The 19,051-nt window shown below is 38.7% G+C and carries 13 protein-coding genes; 2 read left to right on the forward strand and 11 right to left on the reverse strand.

What is annotated here, in order from left to right; translation table 11 throughout:
* Nucleotides 1-61: 61 nt before the first annotated feature.
* From J3U71_RS08245 to J3U71_RS08290, 10 genes are all read right to left on the reverse strand, one after another.
* Nucleotides 62-1,507 carry an FAD-dependent oxidoreductase gene (locus J3U71_RS08245; RefSeq protein WP_267393762.1) on the reverse strand — a complete coding sequence of 482 codons (1,446 nt, stop codon included), beginning with the start codon at nt 1,505-1,507 and terminating at the stop codon, nt 62-64.
* A 65-nt stretch (nt 1,508-1,572) separates the two neighbouring features.
* Nucleotides 1,573-3,438: an FAD-dependent oxidoreductase gene (locus J3U71_RS08250; RefSeq protein ID WP_267393760.1), complete on the reverse strand. Its 1,866-nt coding sequence runs from the start codon at nt 3,436-3,438 to the stop codon at nt 1,573-1,575.
* A gap of 28 nt (nt 3,439-3,466) precedes the next feature.
* A complete protein-coding gene (locus J3U71_RS08255) occupies nt 3,467-4,693 on the reverse strand; it encodes an MFS transporter (protein ID WP_267393758.1) in 1,227 nt (408 codons plus the stop codon).
* A gap of 30 nt (nt 4,694-4,723) precedes the next feature.
* Nucleotides 4,724-6,208: an FAD-dependent oxidoreductase gene (locus J3U71_RS08260; RefSeq protein WP_267393756.1), complete on the reverse strand. Its 1,485-nt coding sequence runs from the start codon at nt 6,206-6,208 to the stop codon at nt 4,724-4,726.
* Nucleotides 6,209-6,414: 206 nt separating this feature from the next.
* A complete protein-coding gene (locus J3U71_RS08265; RefSeq protein ID WP_267393754.1) occupies nt 6,415-7,323 on the reverse strand; it encodes a LysR family transcriptional regulator in 909 nt (302 codons plus the stop codon).
* A 143-nt stretch (nt 7,324-7,466) separates the two neighbouring features.
* Nucleotides 7,467-9,272 carry an FAD-binding protein gene (locus J3U71_RS08270; RefSeq protein WP_267393752.1) on the reverse strand — a complete coding sequence of 602 codons (1,806 nt, stop codon included), beginning with the start codon at nt 9,270-9,272 and terminating at the stop codon, nt 7,467-7,469.
* A 157-nt stretch (nt 9,273-9,429) separates the two neighbouring features.
* On the reverse strand, nt 9,430-12,063 hold the full coding sequence (locus tag J3U71_RS08275) for a MucBP domain-containing protein (RefSeq protein WP_267393750.1): 2,634 nt from the start codon (nt 12,061-12,063) through the stop codon (nt 9,430-9,432).
* Between the two features lie 233 nt (nt 12,064-12,296).
* Nucleotides 12,297-12,614 (reverse strand): carboxymuconolactone decarboxylase family protein, encoded by a 318-nt coding sequence (locus J3U71_RS08280; RefSeq protein WP_267393748.1) that lies wholly within the window; start codon nt 12,612-12,614, stop codon nt 12,297-12,299.
* A 3-nt stretch (nt 12,615-12,617) separates the two neighbouring features.
* On the reverse strand, nt 12,618-13,031 hold the full coding sequence (locus tag J3U71_RS08285) for a cupin domain-containing protein (RefSeq protein WP_103752983.1): 414 nt from the start codon (nt 13,029-13,031) through the stop codon (nt 12,618-12,620).
* Nucleotides 13,024-13,461 carry a MerR family transcriptional regulator gene (locus tag J3U71_RS08290; RefSeq protein WP_258562389.1) on the reverse strand — a complete coding sequence of 146 codons (438 nt, stop codon included), beginning with the start codon at nt 13,459-13,461 and terminating at the stop codon, nt 13,024-13,026. The genes J3U71_RS08285 and J3U71_RS08290 overlap by 8 nt, the downstream gene beginning before the upstream one ends.
* Before the next feature lie 334 nt (nt 13,462-13,795).
* Between J3U71_RS08290 and J3U71_RS08295 the strand changes: the two genes are divergently transcribed.
* A complete protein-coding gene (locus J3U71_RS08295; protein ID WP_267393745.1) occupies nt 13,796-14,470 on the forward strand; it encodes a TetR/AcrR family transcriptional regulator in 675 nt (224 codons plus the stop codon).
* 5 nt (nt 14,471-14,475) lie between these two features.
* Nucleotides 14,476-16,305 carry a translation elongation factor 4 gene (gene lepA, locus J3U71_RS08300; protein WP_267393743.1) on the forward strand — a complete coding sequence of 610 codons (1,830 nt, stop codon included), beginning with the start codon at nt 14,476-14,478 and terminating at the stop codon, nt 16,303-16,305.
* A gap of 198 nt (nt 16,306-16,503) precedes the next feature.
* Here lepA and J3U71_RS08305 read toward each other — a convergent pair whose 3' ends face one another.
* Nucleotides 16,504-19,050 (reverse strand): hypothetical protein, encoded by a 2,547-nt coding sequence (locus J3U71_RS08305; RefSeq protein WP_267393741.1) that lies wholly within the window; start codon nt 19,048-19,050, stop codon nt 16,504-16,506.
* Nucleotide 19,051: the final 1 nt, after the last annotated feature.

A 19,051-nucleotide genomic window follows, 5' to 3' on the forward strand; every position in this document is an offset into this window, starting at 1 on the left:
TAAATTTAGTAAAAAATAGTTGTCAAATTTTTTATAATCAGCCGCCTAACTGTTATGTTTTTTACTGCTTATTGGCAATTGCTTTAATCGCATTGCGGCCCGAAAAGATACAATAACCTGCATGAGTACCCGGAACGTTAACGCCGTAGGTATCACCGTACAAAACGGCTGATCCGTCACTACCAATTGCGTAAAGGCCACTAATTGGTCTACCCTTAGTATCCAAAGCCTCATTATTGGTATTTACACGTAAGCCGTCACCAGTTGTATAGGCACCAACGCCTAGTTCAATGGCATAAAATGGGCCATCCCCATCAACTGGAAGCATGTATTTGGCTGGTTTATGAAAATCGGTATCCTCGCCATTAGCGGCCATTTCATTATAGTGCTTCACATAAGCTGGTAAGTTAGGAGTATCAATCTCTTTAGCTAATTCTTCAATTGTTGCAGCTTTATGCAAGTACTTGCGACCATCTTTTTCGGCTTGTTCAATGTCTTCTCGCAGACTTGGGTAACGATCTTCAGGTACAAATGGTTTCATTGATCTTGGATATGACTTATCGGTGAAGTCATCTAAGATTTTCTGACTGAAAATACAAAAGACACGCTCTTGGCGATTCATCGAATTGCCTTCATTAGCCCAGTTGACGACTGCTGCACTTTCATCAACAAAACGTTCACCGATTTCATTAACCCACATTTGTGGTTGATCACAGACAGAACTCCAAATGGCTGTACCCCATAGTTTAAATGAAGGAACCGAATCATCTTTTAATTGGCCACCAAACATCATTGACATTCCGGTAAAGAATTGTTTAGCGCCAAGATTCCAGGCAAGACACAGGCCATCACCGGTACTTTTACCAGAATTGACAGGAATTACATTATCCGGATTTTGATGAGGCGTATGCTCCATCAAATGCAAATTATTTAGATATCCGCCGCTTGCCAAAACTACGTTATCAGCAACTACAATCTCATCCGTATTATTTTCAACATTCGTCAAGGTCACATTATAAGTCTGATCCTCATTTTGCTTGAGATCAGTTACGCGTGTTAAAGTAATAATTTCAATGCCCTTGGACCTCGCATATGGCTCAAGGCCAGAATGAATTGCATCGTGACCCTTACCTTTAAATAAATGCCATGTTCTAGCGCCCGAACCAAGCCCAGCAACCATCGCAAATTTGACGCCATGTTCTTCAAGCCAGGAGACATTTCTGCCAGCTTCACCAATATATTTTTGCCACATTTTGCCGTCTGCTTTATAGTGCGAATATGTCAGCTCTTCCTTAAGCAACTCTTCCTTATCAATGACGGCATGATCCTTTTTCTGCAACTCAGAATCGGCTGCAAACACGCCTTCAACATAGTTTCCTGTACCACCAGTGGTCTTGCCTTTTTCGACAAGTAAGGTCTTTAAGTTATCATCGGCAGCTTCAGCGGCCGCAGCAAAACCGGCAAGACCTGCACCAACAATTACGACATCATATTTTTTCTCAACCATGATTTTCTCCTTTGACCAAAAAGGCACATACAAATTTTTAGCAAATCTGTACATGCTTTTTTAAACTATTTACCCTCTTTAGCAGTTTCAGCTGCATCGATTCCGGCTAGACGTCCTGAAATGTAAGCAAAACCTAAAGTTCCACCTTCAAAATCAACGTACGCCTTACCATACATTCCGGAAGCATCAGCACCCGCTACATAAAGATTAGGAACAGGCTCGCCACTAGGTGCTAGAGCATGCATCTTTTCATCAATCGTAGCACCACCCAGAGTTCCAAGGTTACGTGCAATATACTTAACTGCGTAAAATGGGCCGTTTTCAACAGGAATCATTCTCTTAGTATCGGAGAAGAATAGTTCATCTTCACCCTTTTTCTTCGCAGCATTATATTGATCAACGGACTTTTGCAAATTCTCCGGATTGACACCCATTTTTTCTGCAAGTTCTGCAATTGTGTCACCAATAAAGACAACATCAGTTGAACTTAGCTTGTTTAACAATGAGGTAAAGTCCGTCTTTTCATGTTCGTGCTTGATACTTTCCTCAGTGTCAGTTGGGAAATTGAATTCCATATAGAACTGGCGTTTATTCTTCCACTTGCCATAATGGTCTTCAATTGCGACCATGCCACCTTCTTTAATCTTATCAAGCATTGCCTGATCAAAGATGACATATTCAGTCTGCTTGGGCTGCTCGGACAGCTCAGCTCCATGAACCGCAAAGTCCAAAGCGTGAGTTTCACTGGCATAACGTTGGCCACGGTTATTGACCCGGAGGTTTGGAAAATCGGCCAAAGCGTTAACTGGCATCCAGTTAGGACCAACTAATTTTGCCATTGCACCAATGTCTTCATTACTGAAAGTTTGCCAGAAATAATGCGTTGAGCCATTAATATGGTGCGCAGTACCAGCATCCCAGGCCATGTTTAGACCATCACCGGTGTTTTGTAAAACTTGTCCTTGGGTGCTAACATCACCCAAGTATTCTTTACGCATTTGCGGATTACCGCCGAAACCGCCTGTAGCGATAATCACTTTTTTAGCATTGACATGAAGCTCTTTATCATCACCCTGTGCAATTAAACCGATGACTTTACCATCAGCATCCTGCAAGAGCTTTTGCCCAGCAAAACCAAAATACATTTGCCCGCCAATTGACTTAAACTTCTCAATCAACTTGGTAACAGCCTTAGTTCCGCCTTCTTGATAGCCGTGAAGAGTAGCTGGCATACCAATGTGGTCAAAACTACCACCGGTTCCGGCATCAACCAATTTCATGATTGCGCCGTTTTCATTCAGCCAGTCGACAGTTTTGCCTGATTCATCAATGATGCGGCGAACAAGAATTGAATTCATATAGCCTTGTGAAGCATCCATATATTCATCATAGAGCCACTTCTTTGATACAACTGCATTTTGCTCTTTTTGTTGTTGGCTATCGCCGGCAAACATCCCACCGGCAAAAGTACTAGCACCAAGTGGCGAAATTGTTTTTTCAATTAAAGCAACACGAACGCCGTGCTGACGTGCTGCTAAAGCGGCAGCTGCGCCTGCACCACCAGCACCAACAACAGCAACATCAACGTCAATTACTTCTTGTGTTTCTGTCTGACTTTGCGCACTGTTTTCTTTTAAAGCAGCAAAGTCAACTGCTGCCTTATTTAAGGCCTCTTTAACGCCCTCAATAATGCCACGTGAAGTTTCCGAGGCACCGGAAACGACATCAACGTCGGCAGATTGATGGTCAACAATTTTTTGAGCCATCTTGTGAAAAGCATTGTCGGCAAGGCTATCAGGAGCATACTGATCTAATGGTTTAACGCTAACAATCTTGTCTTCATCAACCTCTACTTCAAGGTTGATTTGACTCTCTTTGCCCTGACCGGAACCGGTATATTTTCCCGGCTTATCGGTAATCTTTTTTGCCATGATAAAAATCCTTTCAAAACTTGATCAATTATTTATTACGACCAGCATTTTTAGCTGCGTTTGCATCAGGTAAAATCCCAATGAAAATTGTTGTTAGCATTAAAACTATACCTTGAATAATAAACGTTAACATAAAGTTGCGTCCTGCAATCATTGAAATAATAACCGGTACACAGTATGAGAATAATAATGATACAGTCCCAATTAAACCACCTGCAGAACCTGCATACTTTGGCCCAATTTCTGGGAAAGTAATAGGCATTGCCTGCATTAATGGACCAGTCATTGCACCAAATAAACCACCAAGTACTAAAGAAATAGTCAGCGGCAATCCAAGAGGAATAAACCATGTGAGAGCAATTAAAAGCCCAGCAATTAGGGTCACCGTAATCATAATTGGTTTAGCTTTTTTAGCTTTGCCAATTAAAGCCGGTCCAAATAATGAACCACATAAACTACCAATGGTAGCAATCGCGGCAACACTATTACCTTGAATAACAGTCATTCCCCTTGCTGCAAGGGCAGTAGGCATGATATTGGAAAAAGCTTCGCTTGCACCCATTCCTACACCAACGCTAATAGCTACAATCCAAGTCATCTTGCTATGCGCAGCCGCTTTGAAAAAGTCGAGTGATGATTCAGACTTACCTTGTTTCATTTGAGTAGGAGGAACTGGCTCGTCCTTTGGAGCATCTTTAATAAAAAGCACCCAGCAAATAGCTAAAATAAGAAGTAGAACAGATGAAAATGTATACGCAGCTTTTACAGTTGGAAATAACGGACTAGTAATCCGAGTTAAAATAATTCCTACACTAGCTGAAGCAAAGAAAACCCCCATTGCCAAATTAGTATCTTGTTTAAACCAAACACCGAAGATTTTTAATGTATTCGCATTTAAAAGTGCCATATATACACCAAAAAGCAGCAGCATAATCATTAATGTAACAAAATTAGTTGCTACCAAGCGTCCAAAAGCACCAATTAAAGAAACTATCAAGCCGATAGTAACAATTTTCTTAGCACCAAATTTATCTGCAAGTGAGCCTGCAGGAATACTCAAGAAAACTGCAATTAACATTGGTGCCATACCCAAACTTTGTAATTGTGCCGGCGAGATATGCAAAGCTGGCATAATTTGAACGGCTAAAGCAGAAACTTGAAATTGAATATAATTGCTCGTTGCATCAAGCAATGCAACAATTGCCAGAATTACCCACCGATAGCTAGAAAGCTTAGGTAATTGTTTTTCTTCCATGATTCTTAATCTCCTTTTGTAAAATAAAAACTAATTTTCAGCAGCATATTGACCTGCTAAACGACCGAAAGTTTGAGCGTGACTGCAAGTTAAACCTGGAACTCTGTCTGGATAGCTGCCCCAGAAGAAACCACCACTTGCATTACCAGCAGCATAAAGATGCGGAATTGGATCACCATTCTTATCAATAACTTCCATTTTGGTATTAATCCGCAGACCATCAAGTGTTGCAAGAAGACGTCCGCCCATAATGACACCATAGTAAGGTGCTTTATCAACTGGGAATAGTCTGAATTTTTCTTTACCAAAGTCGGTATCAACGCCGTTTGCACACATTTCGTTATAGCGTTTAACCGTGCTGACCAACTTGTCTGCTGGTAATTGCAATTTTTCAGCCAATTCTTCAAGCGTACCGGCTTTTTGCACCATACCGTCATCAATTCGACGTTGAATTTCAGCCTTATTTTCTTCAGTATTGTAAATACCTGGCCAGCCCAGCCGTGAACAACCTTGAGTTCTAAATTGGTCTAAATGATCCATTGTGTCTTCTGACCAAATTTGTGCTTCCAAGTAACCAGGTTGTTTAGCTATTGCGTTGATGTCAAATTGGTAAGGAACACTTTCATTGCCAAAGCGCTCACCTTTCAGGTTGACTTTAAGCAATGGATAAGCACCCATCCAGAAATAACCAGGACCCTTAAAGTCAATCTCATAATGATCTTCAGCCTTCGTTCCAACAGGAACGGCACCACGATCAAAAATGATTTCTGCTGGTTCTTCATCCCTTGCTGCCCCGACTTTTAGACCAGCTAGAATACCTGAACCATCATCCCGAGGGCCATCTGAATAAACATTCTTCTTATAGCCAAGTGGATCCCACTTCTTCATCAATTCGACGTTAGCACCATAACCACCGGTACAAATAATGACACCTTTATTTGCATGATATTCAGTCTTTGCGCCTGAATCACGGTCACTAGTAATGACGCCAGTTACAGCACCACTATCATCGGTAATTAATTCTTCTAGCTTGGTATTATATTTAAGTGTTACGCCAAGTTCCTTAACCTTATCGATCATCCAATCACCATAATGAGCCCAGCCGTTTTCTGGGGTGGCAATTGCTAGTTCAGTATTAAAGGCAGTGTTAACAATTGATTCATAGTAAGCATCTTTTTGTGGTCTTAAAACTCCGCCATTTGGCTTTAAGATATTGTCTTCAAGCCAGTTAGCTGTTTCATCAGCGTGGTTAGCCCAAGTCCATAAAAGTCGTTCATCAACATTGTCTTGGAAGAATAAAGTTAAGAAGTTCATCAACTTAGCTTTGTCTACTTTGATTCCGGCTCTTCTTTGAGCATTACTATCAAGTGCTGCAAAGAAAGAACGGTAAAGAAATTGTGAGCTTCCTTGCTTATCAATCAAGAGAACTTTAGCTCCTTTTTCAGCAGCTGCACAAGCTGCCATACCACCAGCGTTACTTGCGCCAGCGATAATAACATCATAAGTATTTTCCATTTTTTATCCCTCACTTCTTAATGCAAATCCTTTAATCGCTTTCATAATACTATTTATCTAGTGAATTTCTGCACCAATATTAGAATTCAAGATTACTAAATGGAATAGAGAACATTCTTGTTATGCTTTAATAACCAAAAAATGCTTGGGCAATAAGTGATCTGACTTACTGTACAAGCATTTTTAAATAACTATCTATATGCGTATTAGTTATTATTTTTTTGGGTGTATTCCTTTACGGACTTCTTGAGTGTATCTACTACTTCATCAAGAACTGACTTATTGGTAAAAGACTCCATGTAGGCAATACCATAAGGCGAAATATCATGATAATCAATTGGCACATAAGTAATGCCGGCGGATTGCGAGTCAGCGATAAAGTTAGGTAAAATACCATAGCCCCAGCCGCCACGCACGTAAATATCCATTGCCAAAAAGTCTTGGACAAACTTAATGTGTTCCATACCCAAGTTGTTAATTAGCGCCGTCTGAAAATTAAGTTGAACATTAAGTGAGCTATTGGGATCCAGCAAAAAAATATTTTGATTTCTTAAATCGGCAACCGTAATCTTGGCTTTTTTAGCGAGTGAAGAATCCTCAGGACAGGCCACCACGACTCTACCTGAAATTAGGGGTTCAAACCTGACATCATCAACAACATCAACGTCTTCACGCGCAATAGCACACAAATCCACGTGATGATTCAATAATTCACCAATTGAGTTATTAAGTACAAAAACAAATTGCACGTTTAGATTACTGCCGGACTTACGCAATTTACGCAAGAAAATGGGTAAAATTTTTTGTTCTAATGGCGTATCACAGACACCAATCCGCAAAAGCGTCTCCGGGTTATTCTTTTGGCTCTGTAAATAAGCCACCGTGTAATCCATATCATCAACAACATTTCGGGCCACGCGGTAAAAATATTTACCGGCATTAGTCAATGAAATGCGGTGATGAGCCCGGTTAATCAGGGTAACGCCGATTGTATTTTCTAAATCCTTAATATTTTTAGAAACAGCCGATTGGGAAAAATTCAACCGCTCAGCAGCAATTGTAAAACTGGAGTTGTCAACTGCTTTAATGAAGCAACGTAATTGGGTAAAGTTCATTTTCTTATCCTATTCATTTATCCTCTGTTTTTTAACTTATCTACCCAAATTATACTACTGATACATATATAAATAGTATTTTTTTCAAAAAACAATTGGACACAAAAAAGGAATCTAGCTTGCACTAATTCCTTTCTTGTTATTTATTGTTCAATCTTATTTAAGGCATCGTTAACCGCAGCTTTTAGTCCGCGACAGGTGCTCGATGCACCCGAGACGGCATCGACATCAACATTGTTTTCCTTAACCATTTCTGCTGGCATGGTTTTAATTGCCTTTAGACCATAATCTTCTGATTCGGCCTGTTTGAGAACCTCAATATTTTGTAAATTCTTTTGCTTATCGGCAGTGACCCGAACAACAATTTCGCCACCCATGCCGCCATTTGATCTACCAATATATTGATTCTTGCCAGTTGGATAGTCTTCATGCTCAAGATCTGAATTCAGGTGGATGTCGTGTGCTGATGCGCCACTAGCAGCATCAACCGTCACATCATCTTTGGCTTTGGCCGCATTTTCACCGGCAATTTTACCCCAAATCAAACATTCGGCTAAGTTGTTACCACCTTGATACTGGTTAGCACAAATACCGCCAAATTCACCGGCAGAATATAGGTGAGGAATGGCCTTGCCCTTAGTATCGAGAACTTCGGCTTCCTTATTTCTTCTCGCACCACCTTGCGTGTTTAGCATTGTCTGTTCCATGCGCACGGCATAAAGCGGACCTGCAGTAAATGCCCGCAAAGTCTTTGGGTCCCGGCGAAATTCAGGATCATTGCCTTCTTGGCATGCCTGGTTAAAGCGAGCAAGTGTATCTTCCAAAGTGGCTTTTGCAACACCAATCTTTTCTGCTAGCTCGCCAATCGTAGCGGCCTCAATAACATTATCTGTATAAGGCTGATAGTTGCCAATAATTGGATCTTGGTCTAATTCAGCTTTTTTAGCTTTATCAAAAATCAAATAAGGGTGTTCTTGGTTAAGCGGCACTTTCCACTGACCATGGTTCTTAATGTGACCGTGACGATTTTCTTCCGCTTCGTTAAAGTATCTGGTACCGTCATCACCCACAACAAACGAACTGCCATGAGCAACTACTTCATTTTGCTTACCCAGCATTAGGCGGCCACGCTCACCTTTTGGTACGGCAAATGCCATCCCATGCAGCAAACCTAAAGATTCGTAGTTGTATAAATGCCAGAAATCAGCGCCAACTTGCTGAGCCATCTTGATGCCATCACCTTTATTGTACAGGGTGCCAAGAGGGGCTAGTTTTTTAGCGCCAATAAAGTCTTCAATCATTCTTTGGTTATTTTCAAAGCCGCCAGTACACATAACCACACCGGTCTTGGCTTGCACTTTAAGCAGCTGATGCTTGCGCTCAATCAAGACACCTTCAATCTTGCGACTGACTGGGTCCTGAATTAATTCCTTAGCCGGGGTCTCATACATCACATCAATTTGATCTTGGCGCTTAACGACCTCTTCTTTTAAAATTTTCCAAAGTGCAGCGTCAAACCATGACTCGCGTACGGTAGTAAAATCATATGAAGTCGAACCTGGAAATTCTGGGAATTCCTCAAACGCATAGCGGGCTTCAGGGGCATAACTTTTAGCGCTGCAAGGTTTTACGCCTAAATATTTAGTAACATAATTAGGAATATCCACCATTCCTGCAACATAGGTATCGATCATCTCTTCATCAAGTGACATCGGTGCCGTCAAATTCTGATAATATTTTTTTAATTCATTAAAATCATTACCCGTACCAATTAACTGGGCCGAATAACGAGTATTGCCACCTTCATGACCTTCAGGTGCAACATCGACAAGCAGTACTTTTGCACCATTATCAGCGGCAAAGCGCGCAGCTGTTGCTCCAGCACCGCCAAAACCTAGTACAACAACATCATAATTGGCATCCCACTTGATGTCTTTTTGATAAATCATGATTGATTCCTTCTTTACTATGTAATCACTTTCATTAAATTAATAAGTTAATTTTATCACAAATATCTTTTTAGCAACCTTACTATTTAAAAATCGTCCGTTTTTTAAGCGAACGATTTTACTCAATTAAATATTAAAACTAGGAGATCATTACTTGTTAGAAGTTGGCCTTTTTAACAAGTCTATTTTTGCCAATAAGATAGAATAATTTGCCATGTCTCTTAACAGCTGCTCCGTAAGTTCGACAATCTTGGTGCCGCTTTATGAGTTTGATTTTTTTACCAGCTTGATTAAATACATAAGCATTATGACGTAATTTACGCACAATGCCATCAATATTAGTAGCCCTCACATATTCATTATTAGCCAGCACATAATACTTACGGTTATTAATAAGCTTCGTTCCATAGGTATTAATTACTGTACCTTGTCCCAGCCATCCAGCTATTCTTTCTTCTTTTTCATTATAAATATATGAATTATGCATAACCGCCTTGCTAACAGGAAGTTTGATTTTGGCATCATTTGAGTCACCGCTATTGTCTTTGCCAGTGCTTGTGCTTGGAGCCGCAATGATCACTGTTCCGCCGCCTTGACCCCCAGCAGTGCTATTGGCACTGGCATCTTTGGCGTAAACATAAACTACGTCTTGCTTTTGATTCGTAAAAGTACCTGAGGCATTAGCCGGTGTAGTCTTGAGCTGGTAACCATTAATGACCAACGGATAACTCTGATACTGCGTTCCGATAATGCCACCCAAAATGACATCTGTGGCAACTGGCTTGCCCTTCTCATCTTGATAGTGGACCGTTACGTTAGCAACTGACAGCGGGTTTCTAGTATAGACGTAAATAAGAGTTTGTTCTTTATTAGTAAATTGACCCGTGGGATTTTCTGGTGCAGTTTTTAAACTATAACCTTCAATTGGAATTGCGGTACTGCTATAGGAATCATTAATATAACCCGTTAAGATAATATCGGAGTGAATTGAGTGACCAGCTTCATCTTGATAGCGCACAATCACATTGCCTGCTTTGACCGGATCTTTAGTATAAATATAAATCACTGTTTGCTCATGATCGGTAAATATCCCGGTAGCATTTTCTGGCGTTGTTTTAAGCGTATAACCATCAATTTTAGCCACTACACTAGTATATGTTGTGCCACCTTCACCTGTTAGGACTACGTCTTGGGCAATTTGTTTTCCGTAAACATCCTGATATTTAACGGTAACCGGTTTAGCGGTAGAGAGATAACTATAGTCAACATTGATATCATCGCCATTATAAGTTCCCTCACTATTTTCTGGTATATTTGTTTCATCTAATTGATAATAAGGAATGTCTTTGGCCTTAGTGCTGTAATTTGTCCCTACACGACCGTATATTGTGTCTGCTGGTGAAATTTCTTTGCCTGCTTGGTTATGATAGGTAATTTTTAAAGTGGCAAAACGGACATAAGTATCTGCATCCTTAGTACCATCATAATTATCCTGTAAATCTTGCGATGACCAACTCTTATTTCCTTGTGGCAGATCTATTGTCCCATTTTCGCCGACATTGCGCCAAGTACCTGGCAATTCAATATTCGCAGTTACAAGATAATTTTTGGAACCTAGCTTTAGCGTAACTAAGTTACTTAAGCCAGCCAGCATATTTGCCCGATATCTGCCTTGAGCGTTCATAACCTTACTCATATCAAAATTGCTGATGTCCAAATCTGTTAAACTATAGCAGCTAACAAATACCCCAGAAAAGTCTTGAACGTTTGAAGTATTAAAATTATTCACATTAATTATTTTCAATTTTTGACAATAACCAAACATATTAGCCATTGTCGTCACTTGAGCAGTATTAAAATGGCTTACGTCAAGTTGGATTAAACTGTTATCTTGTGAAAACATCATCGACATATTCCTAACTTGGGCGGTATTAAAATGGCTTACGTCAAGTTTGGTTAAACTGTTATCTTGTGAAAACATCATCGACATATTCCTAACTTGGGCGGTATCAAAATGACTCAAATCTAAACTGGTTAAAGATAAACAGGAGTCAAACATTGAAGACATCGTGGTTACTCGAGCAGTATTAAAATGACTTAAGTCTAAACTAGTTAAAGCTCGACAATTTTTAAACATTGAAGACATATCACTTACATTAGAAGTATCTATATTGCCAAAAGTAATATTAGTTAGCGACTTACAATTTTCAAACAGCGAAGCCATTGATTTCAGCTGAGAAGTATCTAAATTGCTTAAATCGATACTAGTTGCATTAGTAAAGAAGTTAAATAGGTTCGTAGTATCACCGCTTACCTTCAAGGGAGCGGCTATTTTGATTGTTTTAGTGTTGCTAGAAATAAGGCTAGAAAGATATTCATTTGGATCATAAACAAGTTTGGCTTCTCCACCAAGAATGGTGGCCGTTTTACTATTGTCATCATATTGCCAGGAAAGACCATGCCATTTAAAACTAGAAGCAAATGGTTGCGCACTATCTTTTGGCTTAATCTCGCTATCGTCAGTACTTAAAGACTGTTTAGCTTCATTAGCGGTAGTACTTTTGTCCTTTACGGCAGTATTTTCGGCCGCAGTCACCGGGACCAGCTTAGCATTTTTCTGTTTTTTCACTTTATCTTTAGACTGCTTTTGCACTATTACTTTAGGTGAATTTACAGCAGCGTCTACTTTTTCCGGAATAGCAGCAAATAAGCAGAACAAAGCTAGACTTAATAAAATTATTCCTAAGGATGGCGCCTTTTTCCAATCTACAACTTTATCTTTATTATTCATTTTCGGGCTTCCTATATACACGAATAACATTTTATAAATAGTAATATATTAACTTCAATTTCATTTTAGCATGTGTGAAATTTATTTGATTAAATATGCACTAATCATCTTGGTTATCAACTATTTTTATTGTAATCAATTGATTTTATCCACAAAAAATGCACTGCTTGAATCAATAAAACCAAGCAATGCATTAAAAAGTAGCTATTCTAGTTATGAATAATCGTGTTTTTTTATTCGCCGTAAACGTCTTTAGCCAAATCAAAAGCTGACCAGGCCTTAGGCCAACCACAATAAAAGGCCAAGTGGGTAATTAATTCAACCATTTCTTCTTTGGTTACCCCATTAGTTTTTGCCATTGACATATGTGCCTTTAATTGGGGATACAAACCCTGAGCCATTAAGGCAGCACACGTAATCAAACTCCGGTCACGGGCCGAAATTTGCTCCTCGCGTGACCAAACTTCGCCAAATAATACGTCATCATTTAATTCCGCAAATTTAGGAGCAAATTTACCTAAATTGTCACGACCTGCTGTTTGTTTTTTCATTTTTTAATCCTCCAATTGTTCATAATCTTCATCTGTCACTGGTTCAAGCCATTCTGGTGTTCCAGCAGTTATTGCCAAGTGTGCAAACCAACTATTCTTGGTTGCACCATGCCAATGCTTAACACCATCATGAACAACTACAACATCTCCTGGATGCAATTTGCGGGCCGGCTGGCCTTCTTCTTGATACCAGCCTTCACCAGCCGTAGCTAACAAAATTTGAAAACCGTTATTGTGCTTGTGCCAGTTATTGCGACACCCTGGTTCAAAGCTGACATTAGCTACACCAACATTAAGGTCTGGATCATTCACCAAATTTTGCAAATAGCTTTGACCAATGAAGTATTTTTGAAAGGCTTCATTCTTGTCGCCCAGTGCAAAAAGACCATTTTTAACTTCTTGCTCATGATTATCCATTTTGATTCTTCTCCTTTATTTTTGCTAAATATGCCGCAAAGGTTTCACTTGCGGCAATCTGATGGCTTTGCTTGCCCTCGTACCAAGCAATTTTATGCTTTAATACCTTTAAATTATTTTGTAGTTCATTAACCTGCTGTTCGGCGTTTCGCTGGACCTTCTTTAATAGAGCTAAACGCTCCGGAATTGTTTGATCTCCCTGAGCGCGCAGCGCAATGTATTGTTTTAATTCGCTAATTGTCATGCCCGTACCTTTGAGGTGCAACAAAAAGAGCAGCCAATCCCGATCAGCCTCGGTATAAAAGCGTTGCCCCTGGCGGTCACGCTGCGGTACCAGCAGCCCCTCACTTTCATAATACCGGAGGGTGGCGGAAGAAAGACCTACCATTTTACTAAATTCACCGATGTGGTACTTTTTTTCATTAGTCATTAATTCATCCATCTTTGGTTAACCATTTATTAATTACTTCAATACTAAATTTATTCAGGTCGAAGACATCTACATAGAAAATACTAACGCCAAGCAGATATTGCTGTTTGCCAGCTACACTGAAATAGCGGCCTTTCTCATAACTGCTATTGGCAGTGCACGCAATTAAAACAAAATAGCCATGCAAGCGAGTTAAAAATGATTATTTTTCAATCATTTTTTAGCTCTTAATAATTACAATAAGCCTTAAAGTGCACTTTAAGTCAAGCGTTTTCTTAGCAAATTGTAACTTGCACAAAAGAGAAAACATTTGTAAAATGACCGGTGGTCATTATTGAAAAAGGAGAATATGATGCATGTCTTAACGCCAGCGGAAAAACTAGCAAAAAAGCAGCTAATTGCGGCATCTGCAAGCAAGCTGTTCCAAAAACATAATTTTAATGCCATTTCAATGGCACAAATTGCCCGTAAATCTGGTGTTGCCAAGGGCACACTGTTTAACTACTTCAAGACAAAAGAAAATATCTTCATGTACCTGCTTCTTTCAGGCTACCAAGACTATTTACAAGAAGTTCTCAAGCGCTGGCAAGAAAAGCCCGGATTAACTACATGGAACGAGTTAACCACTTTTTTAACAACTGAAAATCACTTGTTGATTCACCAAAAAGCAGATTTATTGCGGCTAAACGCTCTTCGGGGACCAATTTTAGAAGCAGCTGCTGATCGTGAGCAGACCCTGCTTGGCCGCCAAAAATTGTATCAAATTAACCGCGACCTAGGACGTGCAATTGCATTCCGAATACCCGAATTATCCGTCAAAGATGCTAGTCACCTTTTTGTCATTCAAAGTGCCATCATTAGTGGCTTGATGAACATGATGAACCTCGACGAATTTAATCACGATCAATTACCGGTCGACTTCAAAGTTTTTCAAATTGATCTGGAAACAGAAGCAAATCAGTTATTAAAGTTTTATTTACAGGGATTGCAACAAGAACTGGAGGATTAACTTAAATGAAAACTGCAAATATTAGAAACTTTGCGATTATTGCCCATATTGACCACGGTAAATCTACTTTGGCTGATCGCATTATGGAACAAACAGAAACGGTTAGTGAACGTGAACTTAGTGCGCAGCTTTTGGATAGCATGGAAGTTGAACAGGCACATGGAGTAACCGTTAAATCACGCTCTGTCCGCAATTTTTACCATGGCGATGATGGTCAAGAATATGAATACAACCTAATTGATACGCCAGGACACGTTGATTTTTCCTACGAAGTTTCAAAGAGCTTGGCGGCTACCGATGGTGCAATTTTACTAGTAGATGCAACCCAAGGAGTGCAGGCACAGACGATTGCCAACCTTCGACTGGCTGTTAAACACAAACTCACAATTATTCCCGTCATTAATAAGATCGATAGTGCTTCAGCCGATGTTGCAGCTACCGAAGCACAATTGCGGGCACTTCGACCAGAATTTGAAGATACCGAGATCCTAAAAATTTCTGCTAAAACCGGACAAAATGTTCACCAAGTTCTTGAGGCTATTTATCAGCGAATTCCCGCACCAGCTGAAGGTAATGACCAAGCGCTAAAAGCTTTAGTTTTTGATTCCCAATACGATCCTTACCAAGGTATTATTGCAGAAATTAGGCTGATTGCGGGTCAGTTGCAAGCGGGACAAAAATTATTGCTGATGAATGAAAATAGCACATTCACTGCCCAGACTGTCGGAATCTATCGTCCTAACATGCAAGCAGTTAAAACCCTAAAAACTGGTGAAGTAGGCTATTTGGTTACTGGACTCAAGGACATCAATGCCATTCAGGTGGGCGAAACCATCACAGACTTTGAGCACCCCACCCAAGAGGCCTTACCTAACTTTCAGCCACCACAGTCAATGGTTTATGCGGGACTTTATCCTAAAGAGGGAACAAGTTATGAAGCACTAAAGCAAGCTATTAGCAAATTAGCTCTTAACGATGCAGCTTTTCATTACACGCCAGAGCAGTCAGAAGCCCTAGATGCGGGATTTCGTTGTGGCTTTTTAGGAATTTTCCATTTACAGATCATCCAAGAACGGTTGCATGATGAATATAACGTTGAGGTCTTGACCACCGCTCCCAACGCTACTTACCACGTTTATCTCAAAGAGCCAGATACCAGAAAAGAGTATTTAACCATTACTAATCCGGCCAAGTTTCCAGACTTTGCGAAAATTGATTACGTCACTGAGTCCTACGTTAAAGCCGTAATAACTACTCCTAATGACTATTTAGGTGCGGTTATGAAGTTATGTGAACAGCATTTTGGTGAAATGGTGGATTTAGATAATCAACAAGAACTAGTCACACTTACCTATAAGTTGCCTGTTTCCGAAATCGCCTATAACTTTTTCAACAGCCTTAAGTCAATTACGCATGGTTATGCCACCTTGGATACTGAATTTCTTGACTTTGAACTAGTTGACGTAGTCAAAATTCAGATTCAAATCAATTACGCTCCGGTAGATGCACTGGATATCTTAGTCCCACGACAAAATGCTGCCCAAATAGCACATAAACTAGTGGAAAAATTAAAGTATACCGTTCCGCGAAGACTTTACCCGATGCCTGTGCAAGCAATTGTGGAAAACAAAGCAATTGCCAGAGTTGATGTTCCGCCCTTGCGCAAAAATGCAGCAGTTAACGGTGAAAAGCGCAGCATTTCCAAAAAGCAACAACTTTTGCGCAGACAAAGCTTGAACAAACGACAAGCTGCCCGCAGTGATATTAAACTTCCTCAAAGCGTATTTGATGCAGTGTTAAATTTAGATTCAGAAAATTTAAAAAAGTCAAAATAACTGGCATAGTTTTTACCAAGCTATGCGTCAGCAAAAATAATTATTGTTACTGTTTTGGCATAATATTTGTTCAAAGTCCCGTTTTTAACAGGACTTTTTCCGTCTAAAATAATAAACTGTTTTAAAACAATTTATTTTGCTTGAAAATACTGCAACAAAAAAGCCATTTTAGGATCTCTTCTAAAATGACTTTTTATCTTAGTTATCAAAAAATTTAAGTTTAACTGGTCCAAGTAATCCTGCAGGTCTAAGAGCACTAAATTGGGTTTCTGGATCCTGAATTTTAATAGCAAGATTATTAATTACTTCTACTGTGATTTTATTTTGACCTAATTTTAAAAAGGATGTAACATCGAAGCTTTGATTTTGCTCAATTGTTTTTCCTACTGTTTTGTTATTAATACCTAACTGAGCAATTTCACCCAATTGTCCTAAATTAATCACAATTTTTGAAGATAAGGATTGCAAGTTAATTACTGATGTATAAATAATTTTACCGGCATAATTTTCTAAACCCGGTAATTCATTAATGTCACCCAAATGAAAATTAGTTATCTTTTTATTTTCTATTTCTAGGTCCCAATGATCAATTTCTTTTTCCGCAAGCTTTTTTAAAGGTACTAATGTTTTTGAGTGGATTTTTAAATCAAATAAAATAAAACAAGTATGACTTGATTTTAAGGTTAACGGAAAACGAATCATTTGTTTTCCTAACAAAGTTATTTTTAAAGTCATCGGATCAAATAAATATATATCATGCTTTTGTTTTAAATCAATTTGTACCGTCAAATCCTGATCAGTATTTTCATTAAAAAGAAATGCACCATTATACTTATTATTTTTGAAGCGGTACAAACGAAGGTTTTTGTCTGGTTCTGCTAATTCAATATCTGTGACATAGTTTAAGTATCTAGTTAGTTGGTTTAATTGAACAACTCTAACATTCGCGGAATGATACTCAATTTCATTATAATTCTCATCATATTCTGGCAATTTATTTATAAATAAGATATTAATTCCCTTTTTAATTAATCGCTTAGTTATAGCAAATAATTCTGCCGTTATATATTTAGTCTGAGGTATAAGCAAATACTTGAATGAATGATTATTAATCATAAAATTACCGTCATTAATATCACATTCTTTCAAGTAATCAATTGGAACCAATTCATGAGGGATTTGATGCTGATACAATTGCTTTGTTATTTTCTCAAACGACATAGCCGATGAGTCTAACCACTCATTCTCTGCATGATATAGTACAGCAACATGACAAACCTCCATACTATCTTCTAGAATGGCATTTATCCGATTCATATATTTGAATAAAATAGGATAAAATTTCAGTTCTGGCTCATGTCCATCGGCATAAAAATGTGGTGGACAATCCGGGTCAGGAAAATGATAAGAATTAAAAGCGTGAGGTACAAAATGATTAATTCCTCTTACCATCATGTGATCGGCAAGGTATTTCATTAATGGCAATCCTTCTGCCCAGCCATATGCGCCAAAAAGTTCTACCATTGACTGTCTATTCTTAGAAGCATCTAATTGTGCATTTGAATTAGCTAAATCGGCTAAACCATAATGAAAGAATTCGCCATTCCATCCAGATTTAGTCATTGATTTATAAAAACCAGTATCTAAACCTGGCATAATTTGATTGAGTACAACGTCAATGCCAGCCATATTATAGCCACTCATAGCTCTAAAATAATGACCTGGACCATAACCTAATCTTGCATGAGTCCCATTATCTTCTAGTAAGTGACCAATATGATTTACACCGTGCTTCTCACACCACGTTTCTAATACTTTTGAAAAGTTTTCAGCATAAAGTTTAGATACTATGTTCATGTATTTATATCTAATCTTCAATTCTGCATGATGTACATCTGTTGTCTGGCTAAGTAATGGCAGTAATTGATAATCTTCTTTAAAAAAGTCATTAAGCATATCGTCACGCCATGGCAATACCATATCGGTTTGACCAATTTGGTTTAGTGCTCCATGAATATTACCAAAGCGTGGCTCATCGCTGAAAAAGCCTAAAATTGTTTTACCAAAGAGATTTTTATAATGCTGATAATGTGCTTCATAGACCGTTTTAACCAAAAAGTTAGTAGCTTCTTTAACTATTGGATTAAGATAGTGTTCTGTTTCTTCTTCTCCGCCATCATATGTTTGTACTAAAACGAAAATACGCCACTGGCCCTTTGGTAAATTAATTTTGAGAATATCTTGATTTAATTTTTTTGTTACATCTAAAATTGTCCGACTATCAATCTGATTATCTGCAGTCTTTTGTGCCATTAAAACTTTTAAAATTTGATCTGTCTTCTTCCTTTTAACACTAAAGGAAATTGGATTTACGTATTTAAGAAGTATTTTGGCATTAGTCATTGGACCGGCAAAATCTAATTGCTTAATGTATAAGAACTTCTTTTGTAAGTTCCGAGGTACACGACCATCAACATATCCTGTAGGGAAATGAGAGTCGTCCAAGATCCAAACCTTCATATCTTTTTGTTGGGCTAAATTTAAAATGTAATCAAGATCTTCCCACCAAGTTTTTCCTAAAAAATCGGGATGAGGCCTTGATTCAATGCAAAAGCCATTTACTCCGGAATTAAATATAGCATCAACTGTATTTTTTAATTTTTCTTTTGGTTCATGATGTAACCATAAAAATGGATAAATTTTGTTATTTACCTGATAGTTAATAATGTTACTAATATTACTCATC

Origin of the sequence: Lactobacillus sp. B4015 (genome assembly GCF_026536055.1) — a bacterium.
Taxonomy (GTDB): domain Bacteria; phylum Bacillota; class Bacilli; order Lactobacillales; family Lactobacillaceae; genus Lactobacillus; species Lactobacillus panisapium.